This window comes from Rhodovulum steppense (assembly GCF_004339675.1).
In the GTDB taxonomy this organism is placed as follows: Bacteria; Pseudomonadota; Alphaproteobacteria; order Rhodobacterales; family Rhodobacteraceae; genus Rhodovulum; species Rhodovulum steppense.
Map to the genome: position 1 here is coordinate 117460 of NZ_SLVM01000004.1, position 14684 is coordinate 132143.

Consider the following 14684-nt stretch of genomic DNA (forward strand, 5'->3'; position numbering starts at 1 on the left):
CGTGGTTCATCCCCGCGACGCCCTCGGCTCCCCCGCACCCGCGGGGATAGACCCGGGTCCGTCACGGCCACGTCAAGCAGCATCCTGGCTCCCCCGCACCCGCGGGGATAGACCGTCCTCCTGCACCGAAATGGACATGGTGTATGGGGCTCCCCCGCACCCGCGGGGATAGACCCACCCGGTCGATCCACTCATCCGGCACCGCCTCGGCTCCCCCGCACCCGCGGGGATAGACCCCGCCCCACCGCTCCGCTGGCCGCGCCCGGCACGGCTCCCCCGCACCCGCGGGGATAGACCCTGGGACATGGGCGTCCCGGTTCGGTTTTCCTGGGCTCCCCCGCACCCGCGGGGATAGACCCGTTTCCTGCGGCTGCCGCGGCCGACCGACGAGGGCTCCCCCGCACCCGCGGGGATAGACCCTGTCTCTTTACCCATGGTGGATATTTTCCATCGGCTTGGCTTCGAGATGGTCCAGTGCTCGGTGTATCTTCGCCATGCGTGGAGTCGGGAAAAGGCCGAATCCCTCGCGCGACAGGTCGGGGACTGCGTTCCAGAGGCGGGACATGTCCAGGTGCTCTTCTTCACGGACAAGCAATATGCGCAAAGCCAAGTCTTTCGTGGGCGGTCTTGATCGACGAATCCTGATGAAAAACCGCGCCACTTGGCCCTGTTTTGACAGCCCTCTGTTCAATTCTCGGCGGCAGGACACCAGAAAAAGCCCCGCGCAAGAGTGGTTTGCGCGAGGTATATCCTAGCAGAGGAAGCGGCGTGGCCAAACCCGGACCAAGTGGGCGGCAAAGGGCAACCCTGACTGATCTCGGCTCAGGAGGCCGTGTGCTTGAGCCAAGGCGGTACGTTGGCTGCCCGCCCCGGTTTTCCCCTTGACGGCCGCCCCCACCTCCCTTACCTAGCGCCTCGCTCTTGGCGGAGTAGCTCAGTTGGTTAGAGCAGAGGAATCATAATCCTTGTGTCGGGGGTTCGAGTCCCTCCTCCGCTACCATTTCATCTTATAAAATATTGAAATTATTGGGAAGATTTTGCGGCAAGTTCCTCCGCCTAAGAATTGCCTATGACTGAACAACCCTTAAATCGGCCCTGAAAGCCCCGCTGAACTACCACGGAAACGTGACCGCGTGTCGCAGTCCATCTGTAGTGCGGCGGCAGCTTTTGCACGGATTGGCCGCAGCTTCTGCACGGAAATTTGACCGCGAGGGTCAGCGGCCAGAGATGGAATCTCTGGCCGCTCGAATGGCGCCCATCAAGAAGGTCTACCAAGCCCAGGATGAGCCAACTGTCAGGGTGTGCCGCGGCCTGACGCTTGATCCAGCGTTTCAGGCCGCTCGCCGTGCCGGGCAGTTCATCCGTCGCGCCCGCGGCCAGGACAACCGCCGCCACCTCGGCGGTGGTGAACCATTCGGCGGAATCGTCGTCCATCGCGCCCCCTCAGGCCAGGCCCAGCCTGAGGAGTATCCTTGCCGCCTCGTGGACGTCAGGCAAGACGGTTCCGGGCGCCAGGTGATCGGGCGGCGCGCGCCATGCGAGGCTGAGATCGCCATGGGCCTCGTTGCGCAGGATGCGCATCAGGGGCAGCACCCACGAGGGCGCGGTATTGTCGGGGACCGGCTCCGCGCCCCCCCTGCGGCTTCGGCAGGTCCGCGATTGCGAAGGAGCCCGCGTCCAGCGCGGGCAGATCGAGGATGCGCGAGATCAGCGCATCGAAGGCGCGGGATGGCAGGGCGGACACATGATAGGCCACGCTCCGCCTGTCCTGCCGCTTGACCGGAAGGCACAGCCAGTTCTCGCGGCGGGCCTTCCGGGTGGACATCATGCGGCGGCAGGCCGGATCCTCCTGGGCAAGCTGGCGGACACGGCGTTCCAGCCCGGCCAGTTCCTGTCGGAGCGACTGTCGCGCCCGCAGCATCGGTTCGGTCGCCGTCTCCAGCATCGGATTGCCCGCCGTCAGTTCGCGAATGCGCGGCTCGAACCGGCCCCGCGATATGGAGCCGACCTTCAGACCGAAGTTCCGCAAGAGCCCGCGCAGGGACATCTCCAGAGTGATGAAGCCCTGTTGCACTGCCTTGCGGGCGCCAAGCACCGCACGGACCTCCTGGGCCGGGACCGACTTACAGTGGACCGGTCGGAACCAGCCCCTCCATCATCCGGGCGAAAACCCCCATGTCGCCCCAGCGCTTCCAGCGATTGTAGAGGGTCTTGGGCGGGCCATACTCCCGGGGCGCGTCACACCATCTCAACCCGTTGCGATTGATGAAGGTTATGCCGCTCAGCACGCGCCGATCATCGACCCGCGGCTTGCCATGGCTCTTCGGAAAGAACGGTCGCAGCCGCTCCATCTGCTCCTCGGTCCGCCAGAAAAGGTTGCTCAGCCTCACCCCCATCAGTGCGAGAGCTTGAATCACGCAGAACGGGCAGCCTCAGCAGATCAATGGGTCCTGACCCTAAGCCCCGTGGCGTTCGAGGACCGAGCTATGCGAACCTAACCTGATGTCCACGAAACCGGCAGCAGGCCACAAAGCCTCTGACGCTTGACCGGGGCCGCATCAGCGGGCATGGGAGCGGGATGCTGATCTACAAGATATTCCGCCGGGCCGAGTGGGACGCCTTTCGCGCGGCGGGCCTGACTGCGGGCGCGCCGGTCGATCTGGCCGACGGGTTCATCCACCTGTCCACCGCCGAACAGGTGACCGGCACCGCCGAGAAGCATTTTGCGGGGGAAAGCGATCTGGTGCTGGTCGCGGTGGCGGCCGACCGTCTGGGCGAGGCGTTGCGCTGGGAACTGTCGCGGGGCGGGGCGCTGTTTCCCCATCTCTATCGTGAGTTGAGCGTGGCTGATGTGGTCTGGGACAAGTCCCTGCCGCTGGGCGTGACGGGGCACATCTTTCCCGAGGGCATGGTATGACGCCGCTGGAACGCGCGGGGCTGGCGCTTCTGCACCGGATGGACCCCGAGCGGGCGCATGGGCTGTCGCTGGCGGCATTGCGCGCGGGGCTGGTGCCGCTGCCGGGGGCGATCACCTCGGACAGGCTGGCGACCGATCTGGCGGGGCTGGCATTGCCCAATCCGGTCGGGCTGGCCGCGGGCTATGACAAGAATGCCGTGGCTTTGGGGCCGCTGGCGCGCGCAGGCTTCGGTTTTGTCGAGGTGGGGGCGGCGACGCCGAGGCCGCAGCCCGGCAACCCGCGCCCGCGGCTGTTCCGGCTGAGCGAGGACCGCGCGGCGATCAACCGCTTCGGCTTCAACAACGAGGGCATGGTGGCGATCGGTGCGCGGCTGGCGGCGCGGCCCGAGGGGGCGGTGGTCGGGCTGAACCTGGGCGCGAACAAGGACAGCGGCGACCGGGCGGCGGATTTCGCCGCCGTGCTGGCCCATTGCGGGGCGCATGTGGATTTCGCCACGGTCAACGTGTCCTCGCCCAATACCGAACGGCTGCGCGACTTGCAGGGGCGGGCGGCGCTGTCCGCACTTCTGTCTGGCGTGATGGCGGCGCGGGCGGGGCTGGCGCGGCCGATCCCGGTCTTTCTCAAGATCGCGCCGGATCTGTCGGATGCCGAGATCGACGAGATCGCCGGGGTCGCGCTGGAGGCCGGGATCTCGGGGATCGTCGCGACCAACACCACGCTGGCGCGCGGCGAGCTGACAAGCCGCCATGCGGGCGAGGCGGGGGGGCTGTCGGGCGCGCCGCTTTTCGCACGCTCGACCCGGGTGCTGGCGCGGCTGTCGGTGGCGACGGGCGGGCAATTGCCGCTGATCGGGGTGGGGGGCGTCGGTTCGGCCGAGGAGGCCTATGCCAAGATCCGCGCGGGCGCGCGTGCCGTGCAGCTATATACCGCGCTGGTCTATGGCGGGCTGGGGCTGGTGGCCCAGATCGTGCGGGGGCTGGAGGGGCTTCTGGCGCGCGACGGGTTCGCCAATGTGGCCGAGGCGGTCGGCACGGGCCGGGACGACTGGATTTGAACGGGCCTGTGGGGCAGGGCGCGGAACCCGGTTGACGGATTCCGCAAAGGCTTTTGAAAACTCTGGGTCACTTCCCTAACTTTGCCGCCCATGTGCGGACGGTTCGCGATCACCCTGCCGGTCGAGGCCATGGCGAAGCTTTTCGAGGCCATGCCCGCGAACGATCTGCCCGAGGGGCCGAATTACAATGTCTGCCCGACCAATCCGGTTGCCGCGGTGACCGGCGAGGGGGGCATGCGGCGGCTGCGGGCGCTGCGCTGGGGGTTCGTGCCGCATTGGTACAAGACCCCGACCGATGGACCGCTGCTGATCAATGCGCGCGCCGACACGATCGCGACGAAGCCCGCCTTTGCCGAGGCCGCGCGGCGCCGCCGCTGCCTGATTCCGGCGAGCGGGTTCTACGAATGGAGCAAGGCGGCGGATGGCGCCAGGCTGCCCTGGTATGTCCGCCGCGCCGATGGCGCGCCGATGGCGATGGCCGGTATCTGGAAGGACTGGGAGCGCGAGGGCCAGCGGCTGAGTACCTGCGCCATCGTCACCACCGAGGCCAATCCCGCGATGGCCGCGATCCACCACCGGATGCCGGTGATCGTCGAGCGGGCCGACTGGCCGCTCTGGCTGGGGGAGGCGGGGCATGGGGCGGCGGTGCTGATGCGGCCGGCCGCCGAGGGCGTGCTGGCGGTGCACCGGGTCGGGGTGGCGGTGAACTCGAACCGCGCCGCGGGGCCGGGGCTGATCGCGCCTGTCGCGACCTGATCGGACCAGTTGCGGCTTGACCGCCGCCCGGTCGTGGCCTAGTCACGGGGGCGTGCGGGTATAGCTTAATGGTAAAGCCCCTGCCTTCCAAGCAGGCTATGTCGGTTCGATTCCGTCTACCCGCTCCACGCCCCCGTCCTGTGCCGTGAAATCGCCCGCTGCGACTTGTTGTCCGCGCCGCTCGGCCCTACAACGGCGACGGACAAGCAGGAGCATGCCATGCCCCCCAGGGCCAGGGTCGAGGAAGACCGCGAGAAATCGAAGCGGATCGGGGCGCTGCGCGCGCTTTGGCCCTATGTGCTGCCCTACAAGGCGCTGCTGGGCGCGGCGCTTGCCGTTCTGGTGCTGACCGCGGCGGTCTCGCTGATCCTGCCGATGGCGGTGCGGCGCGTGGTCGATGCGTTCGAGACCGAGGCGGCCGCACTTCTGGACAGCTATTTCGCCGCGGCGCTGGGTATCGCGGCGCTGTTCGCGCTGGGCACCGCGCTGCGCTATTACCTTGTGACCCTGCTGGGCGAGCGGGTGGTAGCCGATATCCGCACCGCCGTCTTCGACCGGATGATCGGGATGAGCCCGGCCTTCTACGAAAAGACGATGACCGGCGAGGTTCTGAGCCGGATCACCACCGATACCACGCTGATCCTGTCGGTGATCGGCTCGTCGGTGTCGGTCGCGCTGCGCAATGTGCTGATCTTCTTCGGCGGGCTGGCGCTGATGCTGGCGACCTCGGCCAAGCTGACCTCGGCCGTTCTGGTGCTGGTTCCGGCGGTGATCGTGCCGATCGTGCTGCTGGGGCGTCGGTTGCGCCGCCTGAGCCGCGAGAACCAGGACTGGATCGCGGCCTCGTCGGGCAATGCCTCCGAGGCGCTGCTGGCGGTGCAGACGGTGCAGGCCTTCACCCATGAGGCGGCGAGCCGGGGCACCTTCCATGACGTGACCGAGAAAAGCTATGTCGCCGCGCGCCAGCGGGTCGGCACGCGGGCGGTGATGACGGTGATCGTGATCTTCCTGGTCTTCGCGGGGATCGTGGGCGTGTTGTGGGTCGGCGCCCGCGACGTGCGCGCCGATGCGATGAGCGTGGGCGAACTGGTCCAGTTCGTGATCTATTCGGTGATGGTGGCCGCTGCCGTGGGCGCGATGACCGAGATCTGGGGCGAGTTGCAGCGCGCCGCGGGCGCGACCGAGCGGCTGGTGGAACTTCTGACCGCCGAGGACAGCGTGACGGACCCCGCGCGTCCCCTGCCGCTGCCCGCCCGGGCGCGCGGGGATATCCGCTTCGAGGATGTGCGCTTTTCCTATCCCTCGCGGCCCGGCGTTTCGGCGCTGGACGGGGTGAACCTGCATGTGCGGCCGGGCGAGACCGTGGCGCTGGTCGGTCCCTCGGGGGCGGGCAAGACGACGATCATCCAGCTTCTGCTGCGCTTCTACGATCCGCAGGAGGGGCGCATCCTGATGGACGGGGTGGATCTGCGCGCGACCACGCGCGCCACCTTCCGCCACCATATCGCGCTGGTGCCGCAGGATCCGGTGATCTTTGCCGCGTCGGCGCGCGAGAATATCCGTTTCGGCCGGCCCGAGGCGACCGATGCCGAGGTCGAACAGGCCGCCCGCGCGGCGGCCGCGCATGACTTCCTGGCCGCGTTGCCGCAGGGCTATGATACCCAGGTGGGCGAACGGGGCATGATGCTGTCGGGCGGGCAGAAACAGCGGGTCGCGATTGCCCGCGCCATCCTGCGCGACGCGCCCGTGCTGCTGCTGGACGAGGCGACCTCGGCGCTGGATGCGGAATCGGAACGCGCGGTGCAGCATGCGGTGGACGAGATGGCCGCCACGCGCACCACGCTGATCGTGGCGCATCGGCTGGCCACCGTGAAGAAGGCCGACCGTATCCTGGTCTTCGATGGCGGGCGGATCGTCGCCGAGGGCAGCCACGAGGCGCTGGTGGCGCAGGGTGGGCTGTATGCGCGCCTGGCCCGGCTGCAATTCACCGACGGGATCGAAAGCGCCGCCTGAGCCGCGGCGTTTTCGTTTGCTTGTCGCAAATCCCTGCCTACTCTGGCGCATCGTTCACGATTTTTGCCGAGGAGGACGGAAAATGGGATTGTGGTCATTCGTCAAGAATGCGGGGAAGAAGCTGGGCGGCAGGGCCGAGGCGGCCGAGGCGCCCAGCGTCGAGGAGTTGCACAAGGAAATTGCCGATCTGGGGCTTGATGCCGGGGGGCTGGAGATCTCGGTCGAGGGCGACAAGGTCAAGGTGACCGGCACCGCGGCCAGCCAGGAAGCCAAGGAAAAGGTGATGCTGGCGGTCGGAAATATCGAAGGCGTGGCCGCGGTCGAGGATGCGGCGGGCGGCGCGGATCCGGTGTTCCACACCGTCGTCAAGGGCGACAGCCTGTGGAAGATCGCGGAAAAGACGCTGGGCAATGGCGCGCGCTATACCGAGATCTTCGAGGCCAACAAGCCGATGCTGAGCGATCCCGACAAGATCTATCCCGGCCAGGTGCTGCGCATTCCGCAGGGCTGATCCCGTCCTGCCCGCCGCAGCGCCCGGCCTGACGTGGCGTTGCGGCCATGGCAGGGGATCTTGCGGCGGGCGGGAAATCCGGCCATCCTGATCTTCCATAAGGGAGAGCGGCGCCGCAGAGAACGGGCCCGGGGAGGAAAGACGATGGCAGCCTATGCCTCACGCGCCGATCGCGACGCGATCGAGGCGGAATCCGACTGGCATGCGCGTCCCGTGGCGCGCAGCATCCATGAGTTCCTGAGCACGACGGCCCGCGCGCATCCCGACCGCCCGGCGCTGAGTTTCCAGATGTTCTCGGACCCCAGGGCGCCAGCCGAGACGCTGAGCTGGGCCGAGCTGCACGGCCGCGTGACCCAGGCCGCGAACCTGTTCCGTCGGCTCGGCATCGGCGAGAAGGACGTCATCGCCTATGTCCTGCCGAACTGCACCGAAACCGCGGTGACGTTGCTGGGCGGGGCCGTGGCGGGGATCGTGAACCCGATCAACCCGCTGCTGGAGGCCGAGACCATCTCCGCGATCCTGCGCGAGACCAATGCCAGGGTGGTGGTCACGCTGCGCACCTTCCCCAAGACCGATGTCGGCCAGAAGGTCGCCGAGGCGGTGCGCCACGCGCCGAATGTGCGCACGGTGCTGGAGGTGGACCTCTTGCGCTACCTGACCGGTGCCAAGAAGCTGATCGTGCCGCTGATCCGGCCGAAGAACCCCGACAACCACCATGCCGACCTGCTGGATTTCCACAAGGAACTGGCCAGGGAACGCGCCGACCGGCTGGATTTTTCCGACCATTCCGAGGACCGGATCGCGGCGCTGTTCCATACCGGCGGCACGACCGGTCTGCCCAAGGTCGCGCAGCACCGGGTTTCGGGGATGATCTACAATGGCTGGCTGGGCCATCGGCTCTTGTTCAGCGAGCAGGACACGCTGATCTGTCCCTTGCCGCTGTTCCATGTCTTTGCCGCCTATCCGGTGTTGATGTCGGTGATCTCGGCCGGGGCGCATGTGGTGCTGCCGACGCCCGCGGGCTATCGCGGCGATGGGGTGTTCGACAATTTCTGGAAGCTGATCGAACGCTGGGGCGTGACCTTCGTCATCACCGTGCCCACCGCCATCGCCGCGCTGATGCAGCGCAAGGTGGATGCCGATGTCTCGACGCTGCGCTATGCGTTTTCCGGCTCGGCGCCGCTGCCGGTCGAGCTTTACCGCCGCTTCGAGAAGGCCACTGGCGTCACCATCTGCGAGGGTTACGGGCTGACCGAGGCGACCTGCCTCGTCTCGATCAACCCGCCAGACGGGGCCAAGAAGATCGGCTCGGTCGGCATTCCGTTTCCCTATACGCAGGTGCATATCCTGAAATGCGATGCCGAGGGCAACGTGCTGGGCGAATGCGAGGTGGATGAGGTGGGCGAGATCTGCGTCGCCAATCCCGGCGTGGTCGAGGGGTCGACCTATACCGATGTCGCCAAGAACCACGGGCTTTTCGCGGGCGGGCGGTTCCTGCGGACGGGCGATCTGGGCCGGATCGACGCGGATGGCTATCTGTACATCACCGGCCGGGCCAAGGACATCATCATCCGCGGCGGCCACAATATCGACCCCGCCGAGATCGAGGAGGCGCTGGCGGGGCATCGCGCCGTGGCCCTTGTCGGCGCGATCGGCCAGCCCGATGCCTTCGCGGGCGAATTGCCCTGCGCCTATGTGGAACTCGTCAAGGACGCCACCGTGACGCCCGAGGAATTGCTGGCCCATGCCAGGATCCATATCCATGAACGCGCCGCTATCCCGAAGCATGTCGAGATTCTGGACGAGTTGCCCAAGACCGCAGTCGGCAAGGTATTCAAGCCCGAACTGCGCAAGCGGGCTATCCGGAGGGTTTATGAAGCGGCGCTTGCCGAGGCGGGACTGGATGTCCGCGTGCATGAGGTGATCGAGGACCGCAAGCGTGGCCTTGTCGCTCGGCTCAGGCCTGGCGCCACCCGTGACGAGGCGGCCATGCGCTCTGTCCTGGGGAATTTCACCACACCCTGGGAATGGGCGGACTGATCGGGTCATCGTCCTCGTCGGGTGTTGCGGCCCGCCACCTGCGTGCTTGGATACGACTTGCCTTGGGGTGCGCAGGGGCGGCGTCATCGTGCCAGATGGCGGTCACCGATTCCCGTGGTACTTGTACACGCCGGACGGGGGCTTTCGAATTTGGTTGGATGCCGTGCGCCTCTTTGTCCGGCAATGCCACTCTCCGAACGGACGCTTCGCCAAGCCGGTGGGGTATGGCGTAATGAACCGCGAGGGGCGCAAGTTCCACTGGCTGGGCGGATACGGCCTTCACCCATTTGCGGTCTTCCTCATGTCCGGTGGGGTGTCGGTCCCGAATGTCGTGCAGGGGATGACCCTCGGGATCAACCGCCACCCTGATGCGGGCCTGTTGCGCCCTTGCGCGCATGGCGAATCCTTGTGACGGGTCGCGTTGCCGGAGGTCGGCGGTTCGGTCGGCGGGACAAGGGCCATCGGGTGAAAGCGGATCTCTGACGCGTTGACGACTGCCGACCGCATCCGCTATCGGTCCGGCGATGGTTCCCGCGGCGACATGTGTCGCGGGTGAAAAGGGAATGCGGTGCGCCGGGTCTTCGGCAAGTCCGCGACTGCCCCCGCAACTGTAGGCGGCGAGCGTCTTCCGAAGCGACCACTGGGCCATCGGCCCGGGAAGGATCGGGAGACGCCGAGACCCGCAAGTCAGGAGACCTGCCATCGTCACGACCTGTTCAACCCGGGCGGGGTGCCCCGGAAAGGAGAGCCCGATGACCGATCGACCTGCCGGGCGGCGCCCGATTCCGAGCGATCCTGCTGTGCAAGGGGCGACGGAACGGCCGATGATGCTGGAATTGGTCCTGCTGCAGATGCAGGCAAGAGGCCGCGATCCCGCGCGCGCCGACGAGATTGGGCAGCTTGGCTTCATGCAATGGCTGGGCGGCCTGCCGGGTGGGTGCGACTATGCGGCTGCGGCGCGGGCCGCATTGCTGCGCCTGGACGCTGGCGTACCCGACTCGCCGACGCTGGCCAGTTTCCGCGGCCTGCTTGCCGCCTCGCTCGCCATGCCGCCTCGACCGCTCGGCCTGAGCCTGCCTGTGCCACGCCGCCGGGGCGGGGCCCGCGCGCGACGGCAGCCGTCGTGACAGGTGTCCTGCACAAGGCACGGTCGCGCGACGGGGCTGCCGGATGACCGCTGGTGTGCTGGTCGTCGGCGGCGGTTTCGCGGGCCTTTGCGCCGCGATCGAGGCGCGGCTGGCCGGGGCGTCGGTCACCCTGATCGACGCCGCGCCGATTCATCTTCGGGGCGGCAATGCGCGCCATTCGCGCAATATCCGGCTGGCCCATGATACCGAAACGCCATGGCAGCGCGGGAGCTATCCGGTCGCGGATTTCATGGACGATCTTGGCCGGATCGGGGCGCCCGATCCGATGCTGGCAGAGGTTATGGCCCGGGGCTCGGCTGACCTGGCAGGATGGCTTGCCGCGCAGGGCGTCGCCTTCGAGCCCTGGGCCGATGGCAACCTGCCATGGTCGCGCCGAACGGCGTTCTTCCGGGGTGGCGGGCAGGCGCTTGTGAATGCGCTTTATCGGCGCGCGCAGCGGCTGGGGGTGGATATCCGCCATGGCTGTCGCGTCGGCGCGGTTTGTCCAGAGGCACTTTGTCCTGACTCCAACATGCCCTTGCGGTTCTCGGTCGATACACCGGAGGGAACCGGGATGATCGAGGCCGCGGCGCTGGTGCTGGCATCGGGCGGTTACGGCGCCGACCGGGCGCGGCTGGCGGCGCATCTGGGGCAGGTGGCGGAAGGGATCGCCAATCGCGGCACACCCTTCCAGCGGGGCGAACCGCTCTTGTGGCTGCTCGACAATGGCGCCGCGCCCGCTGGCCTACCCGGCGATGGGCATCTGGTGGCGGTCGATGCCCGTGCGCCGATGGAGGATGCGGGCATTGTCAGCCGGGTGGACGGCATGCATCTGGGCATCGTGGTGGACGCGGACGGGCGGCGGATTTGCGACGCGGACGCGGTGACAGGCCCCGCGCGCTATTCGCATTGGGGCCAGTTGCTTGCTGCGCGTGCCGCCCCCCGCGCCTGGCTGGTTCTGGGCGCCGAGGGTGCAGCGCGGCTGCCGCCGATGCTGTACCCACCGCTGCGCGCCGACAGCCCCGCAGCACTGGCCCGGCTCTGCGGTATCGACCCCGATGAGCTGGAGGCAACGCTGGCCACGCTCGACCACGTCCCGCTCGCGGCCATCCCGCTGCGGCCGGGGCTTGCCTTTACCCGCCATGGGGTCGGCGTGGACGAAACGGCGCGCCTGCGTCTGGCCGCGGGCGGCACGGCGCCGCGCCTGTTCGCAGCGGGGGCGGCGATGTGCGGCGCCGTTCTGGGGCAGGGCTATCTGTCGGGCTGCGCACTGGCCATTGGCGGCGTCTTCGGCCGGATTGCCGGGCAACAGGCGGCCGAGCTTGCCGGTTGGGCCGCCGCCCCGCGCCCCTTTGCCCGCAGGGCCGCGCCCCTCACGCCCCCGTCCCGACCCGCCGCCGATCCGGAGGCCGAGGCCCGCCGGGCGCTGAACATCTGCAATACCTGCGGCTTCTGCACGGGGCTTTGCGATGTCTTTCCGGCCGCGCAACTGCGCGCGTCCCTGACCCGGGGCGACCTGGGCCACCTTGCGCATCTGTGCCACGACTGCCGATCCTGTCATGACGATTGCCAATATGCCCCGCCCCATGAGTTCGCCGTGAACCTGCCCGCCGCCCTGGCCGAGATGCGGGCCGAGGAGTATCGCGGCGGGCTGCTGCCGCGCGGCACGTCAACCCGATGGCTTGCAGGGCTCTACGCGCTCTGCCTGTTCGGCCTTCCGCTTGCGGCGCTGCTGATGGTGCCGGGTGTGGCGCTGTTCGCGGCGCAGGCCGGGCCGGGCAGTTTCTACGCGGTGATCCCGCACGGGGTGATGGCGGCCGGGGCCGGGCTGGCCTTCGGGGCGGCGGGCCTTGTGCTTGGGCTGCGGGTCTTGCTGTTCTGGCGGGCCGGGCGCGGACCGGCCACACGCCATTCGGCGCGCAGCGTTGCACGGGCGCTGTCCGATATTCTGAGCCTGCGCAATCTCGGCGGTGGCGGCCCGGGCTGCGAAACACGCGACGGCCCCACCGGACCCGGCCGCCGCTGGGCGCATCACCTCGTCGCCTACGGCTTCGGCCTGACCTTTCTGGCCACGCTGGCGGGGGCGGTGCAGCATCACCTGCTGGACCGGATCGCGCCCTATCCGCTGTTCAGCCTTCCGGTGGCCCTTGGCACCCTTGGCGGCGTTGCCATGCTGGCGGGATTGGCCGGGCTGGACTTCAGGCGCCACCGCGCTAACCGGCGCCCCACCACGCCGGAGATGGAGGCCGCCGACCGGTTCACCCGGGCAAGCCTTGCGCTGGCGGCGGCAACCGGTCTGGCGCTGCTCGCGCTACGCGAGACGGCTGCCATGGGCCTGTTGCTCGCCCTGCATCTGGGCAGCGTGCTGGGTCTGGCGCTGACCTTGCCTTTTGCCAAGCTGTCGCACGGGGCCTATCGCGCTGCGGCGCTTCTGCGGCATGCAGGCGAACGCGCCGCACGCATGCCGCCCGGCAACCCTGATCCTCCGACTTGACAACCCGACTGTCTCGGGGGCATGACACCTGCGCTGGTGCCTGCCCTTGGGTAGGTGAAAAGGGAATGCGATAAGGGCCGCAAGGTCCGAAGCGCAGCCGCCCCCGCGACCGTGACCGGAGAGGTTGCCCCACCGCCACTGGCCGACAGGCTGGGAAGGCAGGGCAACCGACAGAGGCCCGTGGCCCCTGGGATCCGCAAGCCGGGAGACCTGCCAGCAGCATACGACGTTGAACCGGACGGGGTGTTCCGGTGTCGGGTCCGGCTGCGGCTTTACCCGTCATCTGCCCTTGTCCCCTGATCGAAGGGGCCAGACATGACACGATTCTTGCGCTTTTGCGGGGCAGAACGGGAATGAGCGCCGCGCATCCGGGTGCGGTCGATCTGCTGGTCTGCACGACCTGCCGCCGCGCCGATCCCGCCGACCCCGACGCCCCCCGCCCGGGCGCGCTGCTGCATGATGCGCTGGCGGCCAATGGCCTGCCCGAAGGCGTGCGCCTGATTGCCACCGACTGCCTGTCGAACTGCACCCGCGGCTGCACCGTGGCGCTGCGCGGCCCGGGCCGCTGGAGCTATGTCTACGGCAATCTCGACCCGGCCCAGGCGCCGCTGATCGCCGAGGGTGCTGCGCTTTTCCGCGATGCGCCCGGCGGTCTGGTGCCCTGGCGCGACCGGCCGGAACATTTCCGCAAGAACTGCATCGCCCGCATTCCCCCCATGGAGGCCCCCGAATGACCGACCTTTCCAAGCTGCCCGTCACCGTCATCACCGGCTTTCTGGGCGCGGGCAAGACGACGCTGATCCGTCACCTGATGCAGAACGCGGACGGGCGGCGGCTGGCCGTGGTGGTCAACGAATTCGGCGATGTGGGCGTGGATGGCGACATCCTGAAATCCTGCGCGCTGCCCGATTGCCCCGAGGAAAACATCGTCGAACTGGCCAATGGCTGCCTGTGCTGCACCGTCGCCGACGAGTTCATCCCCACGATCGAGGCGCTTCTGGCGCTGGATCCGCGCCCCGATCACATCCTGATCGAAACATCGGGGCTGGCCCTGCCCAAGCCGCTGCTCAAGGCGTTCGACTGGCCCGATATCCGCTCGCGCATCACCGTCGACGGGGTGATCGCGGTCGCCGATGCCGAGGCGGTGGCCGCAGGCCGCTTTGCCCCCGACCTCGCCGCCATCGACGCACAGCGGGCCGCCGATGACAGCCTGGACCACGAAACGCCGCTGTCCGAGGTGTTCGAGGACCAGATCGCCTGCGCCGATATCGTCCTGTTGACCAAGCCCGATCTTGCCGGCCCCGAAGGCGTCGCGACCGCGCGCGCCGCCATCGCGGCCGAGGCACCGCGCCCGCTGCCGGTGATCGAGGTGGCCGAGGGCGTGGTCGACCCCCGCGTAATCCTTGGGCTGGGCGCCGCGGCCGAGGACGATCTGAATGCCCGGCCCAGCCACCATGACGGCGCAGACGACCACGACCACGAGGATTTCGACAGCGTGGTGATCGAGCTGCCCGAACAGGCCGATCCGACGATCCTGGCCGGTCGCATCGAAACGCTGGCCCGCAAGCAGAACATCCTGCGCGTCAAGGGCCATGCCGCCGTCGCGGGCAAGCCGATGCGCCTGCTGGTGCAGGCGGTGGGCGCGCGGGTGCGCCACCAGTACGACCGGCCCTGGGCGCCCGACGAGCCGCGCGTCACGCGGCTGGTGGTGATCGCCGAGCATGACGATATCGACCCGGCCGCGATCCGCGCCGCGCTGGGGGGCTGAGAC

At 68.4% G+C, this 14684-nt stretch carries 13 protein-coding genes, 2 tRNA genes, 2 pseudogenes, 1 CRISPR repeat array and 2 riboswitches (1 of these 20 running past the window's edge); of the genes and pseudogenes, 14 read left to right on the forward strand and 3 right to left on the reverse strand.

Annotated elements, in window-relative coordinates:
* A CRISPR array of direct repeats spans positions 1-419; the repeat unit is 28 nt; unit sequence GGCTCCCCCGCACCCGCGGGGATAGACC (it extends 572 nt beyond the left edge of the window).
* Between the two features lie 14 nt (positions 420-433).
* Positions 434-631: a CRISPR-associated endonuclease Cas2 gene (cas2, locus tag EV216_RS18860; protein ID WP_132693765.1), complete on the forward strand. Its 198-nt coding sequence runs from the start codon at positions 434-436 to the stop codon at positions 629-631.
* 292 nt (positions 632-923) lie between these two features.
* Positions 924-1000 (forward strand) — tRNA-Met (locus EV216_RS03945).
* Between the two features lie 56 nt (positions 1001-1056).
* Here the strand turns inward: EV216_RS03945 and EV216_RS03950 are convergent.
* The 3 genes and pseudogenes from EV216_RS03950 to EV216_RS03960 form a co-directional block, all read right to left on the reverse strand.
* Entirely contained in the window at positions 1057-1434 is a 378-nt protein-coding gene (locus EV216_RS03950; RefSeq protein WP_132693766.1) for a hypothetical protein, read from the reverse strand.
* 385 nt (positions 1435-1819) lie between these two features.
* A pseudogene (locus EV216_RS18865) lies at positions 1820-2149 on the reverse strand (IS110 family transposase); the annotation flags it as partial.
* Positions 2145-2384 (reverse strand): annotated as a pseudogene (locus EV216_RS03960) (transposase); the annotation flags it as partial. The pseudogenes EV216_RS18865 and EV216_RS03960, both read right to left, overlap by 5 nt.
* Positions 2385-2578: 194 nt before the next feature.
* Between EV216_RS03960 and EV216_RS03965 the strand changes: the two are divergent.
* The 12 genes from EV216_RS03965 (at position 2579) to cobW (ending at position 14681) form a co-directional block, all read left to right on the forward strand.
* The gene (locus EV216_RS03965) at positions 2579-2917 is read left to right on the forward strand and encodes a DUF952 domain-containing protein (RefSeq protein ID WP_132693767.1); all 339 of its coding nucleotides are present in this window, start codon (positions 2579-2581) and stop codon (positions 2915-2917) included.
* A complete protein-coding gene (locus EV216_RS03970) occupies positions 2914-3972 on the forward strand; it encodes a quinone-dependent dihydroorotate dehydrogenase (protein ID WP_132693768.1) in 1059 nt (352 codons plus the stop codon). Before EV216_RS03965 ends, EV216_RS03970 begins: the two co-directional genes overlap by 4 nt.
* A gap of 90 nt (positions 3973-4062) precedes the next feature.
* Positions 4063-4728: an SOS response-associated peptidase gene (locus tag EV216_RS03975; protein WP_132693769.1), complete on the forward strand. Its 666-nt coding sequence runs from the start codon at positions 4063-4065 to the stop codon at positions 4726-4728.
* Positions 4729-4782: 54 nt separating this feature from the next.
* Positions 4783-4856, forward strand: a tRNA-Gly gene (locus EV216_RS03980).
* Between the two features lie 91 nt (positions 4857-4947).
* Positions 4948-6741, forward strand: a complete 1794-nt coding sequence (locus EV216_RS03985) for an ABC transporter transmembrane domain-containing protein (RefSeq protein ID WP_132693770.1) — start codon at positions 4948-4950, stop codon at positions 6739-6741.
* 82 nt (positions 6742-6823) lie between these two features.
* Positions 6824-7252 (forward strand): peptidoglycan-binding protein LysM, encoded by a 429-nt coding sequence (gene lysM / locus EV216_RS03990; RefSeq protein ID WP_132693771.1) that lies wholly within the window; start codon positions 6824-6826, stop codon positions 7250-7252.
* 144 nt (positions 7253-7396) lie between these two features.
* The gene (locus EV216_RS03995) at positions 7397-9292 is read left to right on the forward strand and encodes an acyl-CoA synthetase (protein WP_132693772.1); all 1896 of its coding nucleotides are present in this window, start codon (positions 7397-7399) and stop codon (positions 9290-9292) included.
* Between the two features lie 154 nt (positions 9293-9446).
* Positions 9447-9704: a hypothetical protein gene (locus tag EV216_RS04000; protein WP_132693773.1), complete on the forward strand. Its 258-nt coding sequence runs from the start codon at positions 9447-9449 to the stop codon at positions 9702-9704.
* Positions 9705-9800: 96 nt separating this feature from the next.
* Positions 9801-10011, forward strand: a riboswitch (cobalamin riboswitch).
* 33 nt (positions 10012-10044) lie between these two features.
* Positions 10045-10419, forward strand: a complete 375-nt coding sequence (locus EV216_RS04005) for a hypothetical protein (RefSeq protein ID WP_132693774.1) — start codon at positions 10045-10047, stop codon at positions 10417-10419.
* Positions 10420-10462: 43 nt separating this feature from the next.
* Positions 10463-12913, forward strand: coding sequence for an FAD-dependent tricarballylate dehydrogenase TcuA (tcuA, locus tag EV216_RS04010; RefSeq protein WP_132693775.1), 2451 nt, complete (start codon positions 10463-10465; stop codon positions 12911-12913).
* Between the two features lie 22 nt (positions 12914-12935).
* Positions 12936-13145: riboswitch (cobalamin riboswitch) on the forward strand.
* A 121-nt stretch (positions 13146-13266) separates the two neighbouring features.
* Positions 13267-13647 carry a DUF1636 family protein gene (locus tag EV216_RS04015; protein WP_132693776.1) on the forward strand — a complete coding sequence of 127 codons (381 nt, stop codon included), beginning with the start codon at positions 13267-13269 and terminating at the stop codon, positions 13645-13647.
* The gene (gene cobW, locus EV216_RS04020; protein ID WP_132693777.1) at positions 13644-14681 is read left to right on the forward strand and encodes a cobalamin biosynthesis protein CobW; all 1038 of its coding nucleotides are present in this window, start codon (positions 13644-13646) and stop codon (positions 14679-14681) included. Before EV216_RS04015 ends, cobW begins: the two co-directional genes overlap by 4 nt.
* The last annotated feature ends 3 nt before the right edge of the window (positions 14682-14684 follow it).